A 15,962-nucleotide genomic window follows, 5' to 3' on the forward strand; every position below is an offset into this window, starting at 1 on the left:
GCAGCCTACGGCAGCGCCTACAGGCTGGCTGCGATCTGTTGATCCTGAATACTTACCGACCGCCACCCAAATCGACAAAGGTCCCCGTCGCGTAGGACGCCTTGTCCGACAGCAACCATACAATCGCCTCCGCCACTTCGTCCGGTCGCCCGCCACGGGCCATCGGAATCGCCGACTCCAGCTTGCTGACCCGATCCGGATCGCCGCTCAGCGCATGGAAATCGGTATAGATATAGCCCGGCCGTACCGCATTGACCCGAATCCCCTCACCCGCCACTTCCTTGGACAGGCCAATGGTGAAGGTGTCAAGCGCGCCCTTGGAGGCTGCATAGTCGACGTACTCGTTGGGTGCCCCCAGGCGCGCGGCAACTGAGGAGACGTTGACGATGCTGCCGCCCTGCCCGCCGTGCTTGGGCGACATGCGCAGGATGGCGTGCTTGGCGCAGAGTACTGGTGCCAGCACGTTGGTCTTGAGGATCTTGAGGATGCGGAATTCGGACATTTCGTCGACCCGGGACTTTTGCCCGACAGTGCCGGCGTTGTTCACCAGCGCCGTGACTCGGCCCAACTCGCTGTCCACCCGGTTGAACAAGGCGACGACTTCATCTTCGATGCTGACGTCGGCGCGCACTGCGATGGCTTGGGCGCCTAACGCCCGGACCTGGTCCAGCACCGTTTGCGCCGCCTGTTCATCGGACTGGTAGTTGATGCAGATCCGATAGCCTTGTTTGGCGGCCAACAGCGCTGTTGCCGCACCAATACCGCGACTTCCGCCGGTGATGACGATGACTTTGTCCATGCACACTTTCCCCAATTAAAGCCTTTGCAGTCGGGGGAAGAATAACCGCCATTGGCGGATTTTGCATGAAACCGTAATGGATCCCGGCAGATCAAGCCAGGGCCAATTGCTCGGAACGGTGGATTTCCTTCATGAAGCGTTCGGCCGGCAACGGGTGCCCCAGTAGATAGCCTTGCAAAGAGTCGCAACCGAGCTGAGTCAGGAAGTCCTGCTGCGAGCCCGTTTCCACACCTTCGGCGACGATCCGCAAGCCCAGTGCCTGACCGAGGGCGACGATGGCCGAAACGATGGCGGCGTCATCGCTGTCACGTTCCAGGTCGCGGACAAAACCGCGGTCGATTTTCAGCTCGTTGGCCGGCAGGCGCTTGAGGTACATCAAGCTCGAGTAGCCGGTGCCAAAGTCGTCAATGGACAGGTCGACGCCCATGTCCGACAGCTCCTGCAGTACCGTCATGCTCGCATCGGCATCGCTCATGGCCGTGGTTTCAGTGATTTCCAGGGTCAGGCTGTTGGCCGGCAAATGGTGCGTGGCCAGCGCCTTGGCGACGCTCTGCACCAGGCCTGCATGGCAGAACTGCAAGGCCGAGAGGTTCACCGCGATGCGCCAGTCGGTGTAACCGAGCACATACCATTCGCGCATCTGGCGGCAGGCTTCGTTGAGGACCCATTCGCCGATGGGAATGATCAGCCCGGTCTTCTCCGCCAGCTCGATGAATTTGTCCGGCAGCAGCATGCCCTGGGTCGGATGCTGCCAGCGCAACAACGCTTCGGCGCCGACAGGAAGGCCATTGTTGGCATCGAATTTTGGCTGGTAGTGCAGGCTGAACTCTTTCTGCTCCACGGCATTGCGCAGGTCTTGCAGCAATTGCAGCTGCTTGCGCGCGTTGTTGTTCATCGAGGCATCGAAGAAGCTGTAGCCGTTCTTGCCCGTCCCCTTGGCGTGATACATCGCCGCGTCGGCGTTCATCAACAGTTCGTGAGCGGTCTGACCATTGCCCGGGTACAGGGCGATGCCGACGCTGGCGGAGATCTGCAAGTCATGTTCGGCCACCCGGAAGGCGCGACCGATCAGGCTGACCTGGCGGGCCGCGAGGTTCATCGCGTCGTCCGGCTCGCTCAATTGCACCAGCAGCACGAACTCATCGCCGCCGATGCGCGCCAGGGTGTCCTGGCCACGTAGATCTTCACGCAGGCGCAGGCTGACTTCACGCAGCAACTGGTCGCCCATATGGTGGCCGAAAGCGTCATTGACCGGCTTGAAGCCATCAAGATCGATGAACATCAACGCCAGGCATCCCCCCTCGTTGTCGACCCTGGACATCCCCTGATCGATGCGGTCGGCCAGCAACACCCGATTGGGCAGGCCGGTCAGCGTGTCGTGCAGGGCCAGTTGGGTCAGTTCGCGATTGGCTTCGGTCAGCGACTGCGCAAGGTTGGCGGTCCGGGCTTCAAGGCGCGCATCGAGGATCGAGGTCAGCAAGGCAATGCTCAATACCGCCAGGGTGGTGATCAGGACCAGGTTGTCGAGGCCGTTGCCTTGCAGGCCATTGACGGTTGCGCCGCAAAAGCTGCCGGCGGGGAACTGCGCGGCGGCCATGCCGGTGTAGTGCATGCCGACGATGGCAATGCCCATGATCACCGCCGCGCCACCACGGATCAGGCGCACATGAGGCGTGTGCTGGCGCAGGCGGAAGGCAATCCAGAGTGCAGCGCCCGAGGCACCAACCGCTATGCACAATGACGCGCTGAACAGCGCAGGGTCGTAATCGATGCCAGGCTGCATGCGCATGGCCGCCATGCCCGTGTAATGCATGGCACTGATCCCGGCCCCCATGATCAGCGCACCGAACCCCAGCTGCCATATCGGTAGCTGCGCCTGACTCACCAGCCACAGGGCGAAGCCGCAGGACAGGATGCCGATCAGCAGCGACAGCATGGTGATGGAGAGGTCGTACCCCAGGTCGATGGGCAACTTGAAGGCGAGCATGCCGATGAAATGCATCGACCACACACCGACGCCCATGGCAAACGCCCCGCCCGCCGTCCACCAATGCACAGCCCGGCCCTTGGCCGTGGCAATGCGCCCGGTCAGGTCCAGTGCGGTGTATGAGGCGAGGATTGCCACACAGAGCGAAATGATGACCAGCGTTGGGGAATAACTACCGATGAGCATGGAAGTGTCTCGTAATCACCCCCGTACTGCTTCCGTTCTCGGAGGTGTAAATGCGGCGATTGTACTGATTCCAAATGAGAACGACACTCAGAAAATGAGCAAAAGGCCAGCAGCCCGATGAAACGCTTGTTTTAAGGTTTTACATTAACTCCGTCCGCACGCGTGCCCCTGTAGGAGCTGGCTTGCCGGAGAAGGCGTCCTCGAACCTTGCGCCAGTCTTTCAAACGCCTTCGCTGGCAAGCCAGCTCATACAGGGATCGGGTACGGCCGTGGGAGATGGGTCGGCGATCAGGGGGTATCACTCACCTCAAGCTGCCCATCCCATCCACCCCCCAGCGCCGCAATCAACTGCACACTGGCGATCAGGCGGTTCTGCAGCAGGTCCAGGGTGCTGCGTTCATTGTTCAAGGCCGCGGCCTGGACCACCACCACATCCAGATAGGCGATCACCCCCGCCTTGTACTGGTTCTCGGTCAGGCGCAGCGATTCACGTGCTGCGTCCAGCGCCTGCTGGCGTACCACGGCTTCGTCCTGCAGCACCTTGAGCTGGACCAGATAGTTCTCCACCTCGCGGAAGCCGTCGAGGACGGTCTGCCGGTACTTGGCCACGGTTTCGTCGTAAGCCGCCTCACTGCGATCCACTTCCGCAGAACGCTGTCCACCGTCGAACAAGGTCATGGCCAGTTGTGGGCCGACCGACCAGAAACGATTCGGCAGGCTGAACAGGTCTTTCGACGTGCTGCTGCTGTAGCCGCCGTTCAAGCTCAGGGTCAGGTCCGGGTAATAAGCGGCCTTGGCCACGCCGATGTTGGCGTTGGCGGCAATCACCGAGCGCTCGGCCGAGGCAATGTCTGGGCGGCGCTCCAGCAGTTGTGAAGGCAAGCTCAGTGGCACCGCTGGCAGGGCGGGGATGGTTTGGGTTTCCGCCAAACTGAATTGGGCCGGTGGCAAGCCGATCAGCACGGCGATGGCGTTTTCCAGCTGGGCACGTTGCCAGATCAGGTCGACCATGTCCGCCTCGGTGCCCTTGAGTTGCGTCTGCGCCTGAGCCACCGCGTCCTTGCCGGAGACCCCGGCACGGTACTGGTTTTCGGTCATTTTCAGTGAGCGCTGGTAGGCCGCGACGGTTGCTTGAAGCAAGCGCTTCTGCTCGTCCATCACCCGCAGTTGCAGGTAGTTCTGCACCAGCTCCGACTGCTGGCTCAGGCGCATTGCCGCCAGGTCGGCGAAACTCGCCTGGGCATTGGCGGTGTCGGCCTCAAGACCGCGGCGCAATTTGCCCCAGACATCGGCTTCCCAACTGACCCCGGCCTGGGCCGTGTAGGTGTCGCGAATACCGCTGGACGAACTGGTCAGGCTGGAACTGCTGCTGCCGGTGCCCTGGCTGGAACGGTTTTTCCCCAAGGTCAGGTCCACCGTCGGAAAAAACGCGCCCCGGGCGCTGCGTACCAAGGCCTGGGCCTGGCGGTACTGGGCTTCGGACTGGGCAACGGTCTGGTTGGCGCTGTTGAGTTTTTCGATCAAGCCATTGAGTTGCTGATCGCCGTACAGCTCCCACCACGCACCCCGGGCCAGGGAATCACTCGGATTGGCCTGGCGCCAGCCGGCCGCTTCCTTGTACTGCGCCGGTTCCGCGGTTTGCGGGCGCTGGTAATCCGGTCCCACGGCGCAGGCGCTAAGCATCGCCACGCACAGCGTCAGGCTCAGCAAGCGCGAGCCGCGGGCAGTGATCAGCGGTGCAGCCAGGTTAAACAGCGAACGGTCAGTCATAGCGGAGTTTCCAGGGCAGCATCGGTACGCACCCCACGCCAGTGGTTGAAGCGATGGCGCAGTTTGTCGAGATAGAGGTAAACCACCGGGGTGGTGTAGAGGGTCAGCACCTGGCTGAAGATCAACCCGCCGATAATGGTCAGGCCCAGCGGCTGGCGCATTTCCGCCCCTTCCGCGCGGCTCAACAACAGCGGCAACGCGCCGAGGATCGCAGCCAGGGTGGTCATCAGGATCGGCCGCAAACGTTGCAGGCAGGCATTGCGAATCGACTCCAGCGGTGCCATGCCCTGATGGCGCTCAAGCTGCAATGCCAGGTCGATCATCAGGATGGCGTTTTTCTTCACCACACCGATCAGCAGGAACAGGCCGAGCAACGAAATCAGGCTGAACTCGCCGCCCAGGGCATAGATCGACAGCAGCGCGCCGACACCCGCCGAAGGCAAGGTCGAGAGAATGGTCAGCGGATGAATGTAGCTCTCATAGAGCACGCCCAGCACCAGGTACACCGCCACCAGCGCGCCGAGGATCATCCACGGCTGGCTCTTCTGGGTCGCGGCAAAGGCATCGGTGGTGCCGGCCATTTTCGCGATGACGTCCTCCGGAAGGCCCACCGCGGCAATCGCCCGCTCGATGGCGGCACTGCCCTGCTCCACGGTCACGCCTTCGGCCATGTCGAAGGCGATGTTTTCCGAGGCGAACTGGCCTTCATGGCTGACCCGATCGTCGGCCAGGCTGTTCTCGTAATGGGCGATGGTCGACAGCGGAATCCGCGCGCCGTCCGCCGTGATCACCTGCACCTGCTTGAGCGTGATCGGGTCCTGGGCATACTTCGGATTGACCTCCATCACCACCTGATACTGGTTGAGGCTGTCGTAGATGGTCGAGATCTGCCGCTGGCTGTAGGCGTTGTTGAGCACCGCCGTGACCATGTCCATGTCCACGCCCAGGCGCTTGGCCTGGTCGCGGTCGACGATCAGCGTCACCTGCTGGGCGCCTCGGCCTTCGCGGGCATCGATCGCTGTCAGTTCCGGCAGCGCCTTGAGTGCGGTCACCACTTTCGGGTACCACTCGCGCAACGCGCCCAGGTCACCGCTTTGCAGGATGTAGGAATACTGCGACGAGGTCTGTTCGCGACCACCGCCAAACTGCAGGTCCTGGTCGGCCATCAGCATCAGTTGCGCGCCGGCGACCTTGGGCATTTCCTTGCGCAGGCGCTCGATGACCTTTTGCGCGGAAATACTGCGTTCCTTGATCGGTTTCAGGCGCACCAGCATGAAGGCGTTGTTGGTGCCGTTGGTGCCACCGATGAACCCGGCGACGCTTTCCACCGCGTCGTCCTTGAGCACGGCGCGGCGGAAGGTCTCCATTTTCGGCTGCATTACGCTGAACGACAGGCCATCGTCACCACGCACGAAACCGATCAGTTGGCCGGTGTCTTGCTGCGGTAAAAATGTTTTAGGAACAACGATATACAGCGCAATGTTAACGCCGATTGTCAAAAACAGACTAAGCAAAGTCAGGCGCCGGTGACGCAACACCCAATCGAGGCTGGTAGCGTATTTGCCGACCATCCAGTCGTTGGCCCGCTGGCTCCAGCGCTGCAGGCGGTTCTCCTGGCCCGGCGTGTGCGGCTTGAGCCAGCGCGCGCAGAGCATGGGCGTCAGTGTCAGCGAGACCACCAGCGACACCACGATCGCTGCCGCCAGGGTGATGGAGAATTCGCGGAACAGGCTCTCGATGATCCCGCCCATGAACAGGATCGACAGGAACACCGCCACCAGCGACACGTTCATCGACAGCAAGGTGAAGCCGACTTCCTGGGCGCCGAGGTACGCCGCCTTCATCGGCCGCACACCCGCGTCGATGTGCCGGGAGATGTTCTCCAGCACCACGATGGCATCGTCTACCACCAGCCCGGTGGCCAGGATCAACGCCATCAGCGACAGGTTATTCAGTGAGAAACCGTAGAGGTACATCACGGCAAACGTGCCGACCAGCGATACCGGGACCGCCAGCGTCGGGATCAGCGAGGCGCGGAAGCTGCCGAGAAACAGGAACACCACCAGGATCACCAGGGCCACGGCGATCAGCAAGGTCATTTCCGCTTCGTGCAGCGTGGCCTTGATCACCGGCGAGCGGTCCATGGCCAGGTTCAGCTTGACGCTGGCCGGCAGTACGGCCTGCAACGCCGGTAACTGGGCCTTGATCTCGTTGACGGTCTCGATAATGTTGGCACCGGCCTGGCGGTTGATCACCAGCAGCACCGCCGAATCGTTATTGAAGAAGCCGCTGTTGTAGCGGTCCTCGACACCGTCGCTGACCTTGGCCACGTCCTTCAGGCGCAGGGCTGCGCCGTCCGCGTAGTGGATGATCAGCGACTCGTAGTCCTTGGCCTTTTCCAGCTGGTCGTTGGCCTGCACCTGCCACAGCCGCTGGTCATCCTCCACCGAGCCCTTGGGTCGGCGCACGTTGGCGTTGGCGATGGTGTTGCGCACATCGTCCAGGGCTACACCGTACTGGTTCAGCGCCTGGGGTTCGAGTTCGATGCGCACCGCCGGCAGGGAGCTGCCGCCGATCTGCACTTCGCCGACGCCCTGCACTTGCGACAGGCTCTGGGACAGGATGGTCGACGCCAGGTCATAGAGCTGGCCTTTTTCCAGCACGTCCGAGGTCAGCGACAGCACCATGATCGGCGCCTGGGACGGGTTGACCTTCTTGTAGGTCGGCATGCTGCGCATGCCGCTGGGCAGCAGGTTGCGCGAGGCGTTGATCGCCGCCTGCACTTCCCGCGCCGCACCGTTGATGTCGCGGTCCAGGTCGAATTGCAGGATGACCCGGGTCGAGCCCTGGCTGGAACGGCTGCTCATGGTGTTGACCCCGGCGATGGCGCCGAAGGAACGTTCCAGCGGCGTGGCCACGGTTGAGGCCATGACCTCGGGGCTGGCGCCAGGCAGGCTGGCCTGGACCACGATCACCGGGAAGTCCATCTGCGGCAACGGTGAGACCGGCAGCAGGCCGAAACTTACCCCGCCCAACAGCATGATCGCCAGGCTGAGCAACATGGTTGCCACCGGGCGTTTGATGAAAGGACCGGAGAGGTTCATGGCTGCTCTACCGCTTCCACGGCTTCAGGCTTGCGACCCCAGCGCCGACCGAGACGGTCGAAATACAGGTAGATCACCGGCGTGGTGAACAGGGTCAGGACCTGGCTCAAGAGCAAGCCGCCGACCATCACCAGACCCAACGGTTGACGCAATTCCGCGCCGGAACCGGTGGCCAACATCAACGGTACCGCACCAAACAGGGCCGCCAGGGTGGTCATCAGGATCGGCCGGAAACGCAGCAGCGCCGCCTGATAGATCGCCGTCTCCGGGTCCATGCCCTGGTTGCGTTCGGCGTCGAGGGCGAAGTCGATCATCATGATCGCGTTCTTCTTGACGATACCGATCAGCAGGATGATGCCGATGATCGCGATCATGCCCAGGTCATTGCCGCTGAGGATCAACGCCAGCAAGGCGCCGACCGCCGCCGAGGGCAGGGTCGAAAGAATGGTGATGGGATGGATGTAGCTCTCGTAGAGCACGCCCAGCACGATGTACATGGTCACCACCGCCGCGAGGATCAGCAGCAAGGTGCTCGACAGCGACGCCTGGAAGGCTTCGGCCGCGCCCTGGAACTGGGTCTGCACGCCAATCGGCATGCCGATGTCCTGCTGTACCTGCTCGATGATCTCCACCGCATGCCCCAGCGCCACGCCGGGGGCCAGGTTGAACGACATCATCACCGCCGGGAACTGGCCGATGTGGGTGATCGCCAGTTGCGCCTGGCGCTCTTCGATGTGCGCCAGGCTGGACAGGCGCACCTGCCCGCCATCGGTGGTCTTGACGTGGATCTGCTCCAGCGCCTGCGGGCCGATCTTCTCCCCGGACTGCGATTGCAACACCACGCGGTATTGGCTGGCCTGGGTGTAGATCGTGGAAATCTGCCGCTGACCGAAGGCGTCGTACAGGGCATCGGTGATGTTCGACACCGACACCCCGACCCGCGACGCGGCGTCGCGGTCGATCACCAGGTAGACCTGCAAGCCTTTGTCCTGCAAGTCGCTGGCGACGTCGGTCAGCTCCGGCCGTTGGGCCAGGGCCTCGACCAGGCGCCCGCTCCACAGACTGAGCAGTTCGGCATCCGGCGACGACATGCTGAACTGATACTGCGTGCGACTGACCCGGTCTTCGATGGTCAGGTCCTGCACCGGTTGCATGTACAGTCGAATGCCTACCAGTTTGTCCAGCTCCGGTTGCAAGCGCGCGATCACCTCAGTGGCGCTCAGGTCGCGGTTGCTGTGGGACTTGAGGTTGATCAGCAACCGACCGCTATTGAGCGTCGAGTTGTCGCCGTCGACACCGATGTAGGACGACAGGCTCTCGACTGCCGGATCCGCCAGGATCACCTTGGCCAGTTCCTGCTGGCGCTCGCTCATCAAAGCGAAGGAAATCGACTGCGGCGCTTCGGAAATGCCCTGGATCACCCCGGTGTCCTGCACCGGGAAAAAGCCCTTGGGCACCACCATGTACAGGAACACCGTCAGCGCCAGCGTGCCGATGGCCACCATCAGGGTCAGGGGTTGATGCTTGAGAACCCACTTTAACTTTCGCCCGTAAGCCGCGATCATCCAATCAATGGTTGCGCCACTGGCGCGGTAGAAACGGCCCTGCTCTTCTTCCTTGGGTTCGCGTTTGAGCAACCGCGCGCACATCATCGGTGTCAGGGTCAGGGACACCACCAGGGAAATCAGGATTGCCACCGCCAGGGTGATGGCGAATTCGCGGAACAGCCGCCCCACCACATCGGCCATGAACAGCAGCGGGATCAGCACGGCGATCAGCGACAGGGTCAGGGAAATCAGGGTGAAGCCGATCTGCTTGGCGCCCTTGAGCGCTGCATTCAATGGGCTGTCGCCCTCTTCGATGAACCGGGAAATGTTCTCCAGCATCACGATCGCATCGTCCACCACGAAACCAGTGGCAATGGTCAGGGCCATCAGGGTCAGGTTGTTGACCGAGAAACCGGCCAGGTACATCACGCCGAAGGTGCCGATCAGCGACAGCGGCACGGCCACCGACGGAATGATCGTCGCACTGGCCCGGCGCAGGAACAGGAAGGTGACCATCACCACCAGGGCGATGGCGATCAGCAATTCGTGTTGAACGTCGGTGACCGAGGCGCGAATGGTCTGGGTGCGGTCGGTCAGCACGGTGACATCGAGGCCGGCCGGCAGGTTGTCGGTGATGCTCGGCAGCAAGGCCTTGATCCGGTCCACCACTTCAATCACGTTGGCCCCGGGCTGGCGCTGGATGTTCAGCAGCACCGCCTGGTTTTCATTGGCCCAGGCCGCCAGGCGTTCGTTTTCCGCGCCGTCGACGATTTCCGCCACGTCCTTGAGCCGCAACGGCGCGCCATTGGCGTAGGCCAGGATCAGGTTGGCGTAGTCCTTGGGCGAGGTCAGTTGATCGTTGGCATCGAGCATCGACACCCGGGTCGGGCCGTCGAAGTTGCCCTTGGGCTGGTTGACGTTGGAGGCGCCGATCAGGGTGCGCACGTCCGACAGGTTCAGGCCGTTGGCCGCCAGGGCCTCAGGGTTGACCTTGATCCGCACCGCCTGGCGCTGGCCACCGGCAATGCTGACCATGCCGACGCCGCTGATCTGGGCGATCTTCTGCGCCATGCGGGTGTCGACCAGGTCATTGAGCTTGGGCAACAGCATGGTCTTGGAGGTGATGGCCAGGGTCAGTACCGGGGTATCGGCCGGGTTGACCTTGTTGTACACCGGCGGTGCCGGCAAATCCTTGGGCAACAGGTTGGTCGCGGCGTTGATCGCCGCCTGCACCTGTTGCTCGGCGACATCCATGTTGATGTCGAGGCTGAACCGCAGGGTCAGCACCGAGGCGCCGCCGGAGCTGGTGGACGCCATCTGGGTCAGGCCGGGCATCTGCCCGAACTGGCGCTCGAGCGGTGCGGTCACGGCGCTGGTCATGACATCCGGGCTCGCGCCGGGGTACAGGGTCATGACGCGAATGGTCGGGTAATCGACCTGGGGCAAGGCCGACACCGGCAACAGGCGATAGGCGATCACGCCGGCCAGGATAATGGCCAGCATGCTCAGGGTGGTCGCTACCGGGCGAAGGATGAACAGCCGCGAGAGATTCATGCGCCGCCCTTTTTCGCCTTGTCGGCAGGTGCCGGTTCAGTCGTGGTGGCCGCCGATTTGCCCTGCAGGTGGCCGGCCGGGTTGGTCGGCACTTGCTGCGGGTCGTTGACCACTTCCACCTCGCTGCCGTCCTTGAGGCGATCGGTGCCCTCCAGCACCACCCTTTCACCCGCAGACAGGCCTTCAGTGACCACGGTGTTCTCGCCGTCGCTGGCGCCGATTTTCAATTGACGGATCTTGACCTTCTTGTCGCCGTCCAGGGCATAGACGAAGGTGCCGTTGGTGCCGAACTGGATCGCCGCGGATGGCGCAAGTACCACGCCCTTGAGGGTGTCCGCCAGCAGGCGCACATTGACGAACTGGTTGGGGAACAGCGACTGGTCGCGGTTCTCGTAGCGCGCCTTGAATTTCAGGGTGCCGGTGGTGACGTCGATCTGGTTGTCCAGGCTCTGCAGCACGCCGGTGGCCTGCAACTTGGTGTCGCCGCGATCCCAGGCCTCGGCCGGCAGCTTGGCACCGCTGCGATAGCGCGCCAGCACCACGTCGAGGCTGTTTTCCGGCAAGGTGAAGGCCACGCTGATGGGCTGGGTCTGGGTGATGATTGCCAGCGCGGTGGTGTCGTTGGCCGCCACCAGGTTGCCGACGTCCAGCTGGCGCAGGCCGACGCGACCGGCGATCGGTGCGCGGATCCGGGTGAATTCGAGATTGAGCTTGGCGTCGTTGACCGCCGCCTGGTTGGTCTTGACCGTGCCCTGGTACTGACCGACCAGCGCCACGGCGGTGTCCAGGGTCTGCTTGGCGATGCTGTCCTCGCGGTACAGGCCGGTATAACGCTCGACATCCACCTGGGCGTTCTTCAACTGCGCCTGGTTCTGCAGCAAGGTGCCCTCTGCCTGGAGCAAGGCGTTCTGGTAAGGACGCGGGTCGATTTCTGCCAGCAGGTCGCCAGCCTTGACCATCTGCCCTTCCTCGAAATGGATCTTGACCAGCTCACCGCCGACGCGGCTGCGCACGTTGATGGTGTTCAGCGCCGTCACCGTGCCCAGGGCCTTGTAATACAGCGGGAAGTCACCGGTGACCGCCGGCGCCACACGCACCGGCACCGGCCCTGCAGCACCGCCGAACCCCGGGCGCATCCCGCCTGACCTGCCGGTGTGCCCGGACACGGCTTTTTGCCCTGCGCCCTCTTTCGGCACAGCGCTGCCCGGCCAGAATTTCCAGCACAGGACGGCGATGACCAACAGGACCAGCAGGCCAAACAGCCAGCGACGGGGACTACGGGAAACGGAGGATTGCATTGAGTGATCAACCATTGGGGCGTGGGCTTGTTTTACATGAGGCTGAACGATAAGCACTGGTGGGTGATAAGCAAAGCGCCTTTACCGGCAATTTACCTTCGGCTTACGTAACAGGAGAGATATCCAAGATACTGAAACACAAATGAAAACGGCCTGGACAGGGCCAGGCCGTTAACAATTGTAAAACCTGACTTATTTCAGAACGGCAAGGGCCGCTTCGTAGTTCGGTTCTTCAGCGATTTCCTTGACCAGCTCGCTGTGCAGCACGTTGTCGTTCTCGTCCAGTACCACCACGGCACGGGCGGTCAGGCCTTTGAGCGGGCCGTCGGCGATGGCCACGCCGTAGTTCTCGATGAACTCGGCACCGCGCAGGGTCGACAGGTTCTGTACGTTTTCCAGGCCTTCGGCGCCGCAGAAGCGAGCCTGGGCGAATGGCAGGTCAGCGGAGATGCACAGCACCACGGTGTTGGCGACATCGTTGGCCTGGGCGTTGAACTTGCGCACCGAAGTGGCGCAGGTCGGGGTGTCGACGCTTGGGAAGATGTTCAGCACTTTGCGCTTGCCGGCAAAGTCTTTCAGGGTGACGTCAGACAGATTGCCGGCAACCAGGGAAAAGGCTGGCGCCTTGGAACCGGCTTGAGGCAGTTGGCCGTTGACTTGAACCGGGTTGCCTTTAAGAGTGACTTGAGCCATGAACGGAGTCCTTCTGAACGTTGGTGGTGGAGAATTTTGAAGAGGCAGAAGTTAACCACGAAATTGTCCGACGACCTATGGCCAAACATAAATTGTCATGTGTCGACCCACAGGATTGCATACAACCCTTGGCCACAGGAATTTGTTGCGACACCGTTGTCGATTCGGCCGGCGATCGTTCGACTATAAGTGAACAACCCAAATCCAACGGAGACAACACCATGCGTTTCATGATCATCATCAAGGCCAGCCAGGACTCCGAAGCCGGCATCATGCCCAGCACCGAACTGCTGACTGCCATGGGCAACTACAACGAGGAGCTGGCCAAGGCCGGCATCCTTCTCGCCGGCGAAGGCCTGCAACCGAGCAGCAAAGGCGCCCGTGTGCGCTTTTCCGGCGATAAACGCACGGTCATCGACGGCCCCTTCGCTGAAACCAAGGAGCTGATCGCCGGTTTCTGGCTGTGGCAAGTCAAGTCGAAAGAAGAAGCCATCGAGTGGGTCAAGCGCTGCCCCAACCCGATGCCGGGCACCGAAGCCGAGATCGAGATCCGCCAGGTGTTCGAACTGGATGATTTCGGCGCGGAGTTGACACCGGAGTTGCGCGAGCAGGAAGAGCGCGCGTTCGGGCAAGGGAACAAGAGCTGAAATTTTAACTGGTAACTCAAAACCAGTGTGGCGAGGGCGCACGTTCCCTTGCCACAAACAACACGATTTCAGAGAATTCCCCTAAGGAACAACCTATCAGTTCTGCTAGTGGACAACCGAGTCGCCGAAGATGAAGCTCAAGCCCTTCCCTAACGGCTTCGGGAGCGCTTGCAATGCGCAACATCATGCTCTGCCGATACTCATACGATCCTCTTGACCGGCTTGTCGGGACATTGCCGCTAAGCGATGCCGAATCCCGGCATTTTTACTGCAAGAATCTGCTGGCCACTGAGATACAGGGAACGCTGACGTACTCGATTTTCCAGCACGAAGAACGACACCTGGCGCAGCAGCAACACGATGGCAATGCGGTAAAAACCAGCTTGCTGGCGACCGATCAGCAGCGCTCGGTACTGATCGCCATCAATCCGACTCAGCATCGAACCATCTCCTACTCACCCTACGGGCATCACTCTATAAGCAACGGATTGCTCAGTTTGTTGGGGTTCAACGGCGAACGACGAGATCCGGTGACTGGTCATTATTTTTTGGGGATCGGCTATCGGATATTCAATACAGTGTTGATGCGTTTCAACAGTCCGGACAGCTGGAGTCCTTTTGGGAATGGGGGGATTAATTCCCATGCATACTGCTTAGGTGACCCGATTAACCGAAATGATCCAACAGGACATATTTCCCCATTCAATATCCTTACCGTATTTGTACGCTGGAGACGACTCGCACAGGGATCAGGAAGCTCAGTTAATCACCTGCAGCAGGCAACCCCAACTCCCGTATCGCCTGCGACGAGTCTTACAGCCACTCAACGGGCTCCCGTCACGGTGCAACCGTTCACCTACTGGCCCGCCTCAGGAGGATTGAGCAATCAGCATCGATCCAGATTGAACGGCTCACTGGAGTCAATCTATTCGTCCTCCAGTGCAACCCGTTCATCAGTGTCGACCGTTTCCCATCTTCCGCCTGGCTCGTTCGGATCGAACAGTTCGGTCAACTCATTCGGATCGAATAGCTCTACTACGACGACATCATCAGGCTCAAGGCGAGGCTCGATTTCATCAGATTCGGACTGGTCTGGCTCTGGCAGACGCATCAATGTTGGTTTGATACCCGACGAGGCACTAAGAACAGTTCCCCCACCCCCTTCAGGATCAGCTCGGGTGCATTTTGAAGACAGGATCTTAACTCTGGACACCGATGGAAACATTTCATCTCGCCTGGACTCATCCACTCAAATATCCCGGATCAGGCGCGAATAATGACGAAACCCTGCTGCCTCGTATCAAGATGCCTCACTGGCGCCTGTGCGAATGCCTGGCCGGTGACTGTCATTTTAGCGCCCGTCACATAGCCAACCCCCTGATTCGCATTAACTTTTTGGTACACAAAATTATTGCGAACGCGTAGACAAAACCAAGGAATTAACCCTTTCGACTAGCGATTTAGTGGTTAGCTGCTAGCGTCTACAGACATGTCCTACAGGCTGATAGGAAAGAGCTTACGTAGTAACGGCCGCCAAGTGCCGAGTTATCCAAATGAGCCACCAAGGAATCGGGGAATCATGCTGAACAAAATGGGGACCTACGCCTTTTTTTTGGCGACCTTGCTTGCGCCTGTTGTTTGCGTCCAGGCGGAGAACGCGGACACCGCCAATAAAAGCAACAATCCACTGAACTTCGCGCCAGGCATGAGCGCTCAGGATTACTACACCCCCAGGTACTACGACTCCAATATCCATACCAATGACCTGCTGATACGCGGCACGCTGCCGATTGCGCCCAACGATTACATCGCTGTGCCGCAACTGATACGCGCCACGGCGCCGATCAGTACCCACCCGGACCCGAACAGTGGCTACAGCACCGGCGAAGGCGACCTGAACCTGTTCGATATTTTCCTGGTGAAGACCGAAGGCGTGCAGTTGGGTATCGGGCCGATGATCACCGCCCCCACCGCCGACCAGGACGAACTCGGCACCGGCAAATGGCAAGGCGGCCTGGCCGCGGTGGCGATCGACGCTTCACCCCGCGGCCTGTTGGGCGCCCTGGTTCAGTACCAGAGCTCGTTCGCTGGCGACCACGACCGGCCCAATGTCGAAAGCGCAACGATGCAGCCCTTCATCATCCATAACCTGGAAAAAGGCTGGTACCTGCGCTCCACCGGCATCTGGACCTACGACCTGAAGAACGACACCCACTACATCCCACTCGGTTTGGGTGGCGGCAAAGTGTGGAAAGACGGGCCTAATATCGTCAACGCCTTTGTTGAACCGCAATGGACCGTCGAGAAAAAAGGCGATGGCATGCCGCAATTCACCTTGTTCGTCGGCCTCAACGCCACGTTCGGTCAATAAGGAATC

General features: G+C 61.0%; 10 protein-coding genes and 1 pseudogene. 3 read left to right on the forward strand and 8 right to left on the reverse strand.

The genetic code is table 11. From position 1 onward, the window contains the following. Positions 1-52 precede the first annotated feature (52 nt). From NQL71_RS20410 to tpx, 7 genes are all read right to left on the reverse strand, one after another. Complete coding sequence (locus tag NQL71_RS20410; RefSeq protein WP_046818114.1) at positions 53-799, reverse strand: SDR family oxidoreductase; 747 nt, start codon at positions 797-799, stop codon at positions 53-55. Positions 800-890: 91 nt separating this feature from the next. Continuing rightward, on the reverse strand, positions 891-2,972 hold the full coding sequence (locus NQL71_RS20415) for a putative bifunctional diguanylate cyclase/phosphodiesterase (protein WP_274643168.1): 2,082 nt from the start codon (positions 2,970-2,972) through the stop codon (positions 891-893). A gap of 288 nt (positions 2,973-3,260) precedes the next feature. Further along, positions 3,261-4,742 carry an efflux transporter outer membrane subunit gene (locus NQL71_RS20420; protein ID WP_046818112.1) on the reverse strand — a complete coding sequence of 494 codons (1,482 nt, stop codon included), beginning with the start codon at positions 4,740-4,742 and terminating at the stop codon, positions 3,261-3,263. Further along, a complete protein-coding gene (locus NQL71_RS20425; RefSeq protein ID WP_274643169.1) occupies positions 4,739-7,846 on the reverse strand; it encodes an efflux RND transporter permease subunit in 3,108 nt (1,035 codons plus the stop codon). Before NQL71_RS20425 ends, NQL71_RS20420 begins: the two co-directional genes overlap by 4 nt. Next, a complete protein-coding gene (locus tag NQL71_RS20430) occupies positions 7,843-10,947 on the reverse strand; it encodes an MdtB/MuxB family multidrug efflux RND transporter permease subunit (RefSeq protein WP_077183759.1) in 3,105 nt (1,034 codons plus the stop codon). The genes NQL71_RS20425 and NQL71_RS20430 overlap by 4 nt, the downstream gene beginning before the upstream one ends. Continuing rightward, complete coding sequence (locus NQL71_RS20435) at positions 10,944-12,260, reverse strand: MdtA/MuxA family multidrug efflux RND transporter periplasmic adaptor subunit (RefSeq protein WP_046818109.1); 1,317 nt, start codon at positions 12,258-12,260, stop codon at positions 10,944-10,946. Before NQL71_RS20435 ends, NQL71_RS20430 begins: the two co-directional genes overlap by 4 nt. Before the next feature lie 177 nt (positions 12,261-12,437). Next, complete coding sequence (gene tpx, locus NQL71_RS20440) at positions 12,438-12,938, reverse strand: thiol peroxidase (RefSeq protein WP_046032182.1); 501 nt, start codon at positions 12,936-12,938, stop codon at positions 12,438-12,440. A 221-nt stretch (positions 12,939-13,159) separates the two neighbouring features. On the opposite strand from tpx, the gene NQL71_RS20445 reads away from it, so the two are divergent. After that, complete coding sequence (locus tag NQL71_RS20445) at positions 13,160-13,585, forward strand: YciI family protein (protein ID WP_274643170.1); 426 nt, start codon at positions 13,160-13,162, stop codon at positions 13,583-13,585. Positions 13,586-13,770: 185 nt separating this feature from the next. After that, positions 13,771-14,265, forward strand: a pseudogene (locus tag NQL71_RS36990) (RHS repeat-associated core domain-containing protein); the annotation flags it as partial. Between the two features lie 245 nt (positions 14,266-14,510). Here the strand turns inward: NQL71_RS36990 and NQL71_RS20460 are convergent. Then, complete coding sequence (locus NQL71_RS20460; protein WP_274643219.1) at positions 14,511-14,810, reverse strand: hypothetical protein; 300 nt, start codon at positions 14,808-14,810, stop codon at positions 14,511-14,513. Between the two features lie 354 nt (positions 14,811-15,164). Between NQL71_RS20460 and NQL71_RS20465 the strand changes: the two genes are divergently transcribed. Then, a complete protein-coding gene (locus tag NQL71_RS20465) occupies positions 15,165-15,956 on the forward strand; it encodes a hypothetical protein (RefSeq protein WP_046818107.1) in 792 nt (263 codons plus the stop codon). The last annotated feature ends 6 nt before the right edge of the window (positions 15,957-15,962 follow it).

Origin of the sequence: Pseudomonas serbica, assembly GCF_028823535.1 — a bacterium.
Lineage (GTDB): Bacteria > Pseudomonadota > Gammaproteobacteria > Pseudomonadales > Pseudomonadaceae > Aquipseudomonas > Aquipseudomonas serbica.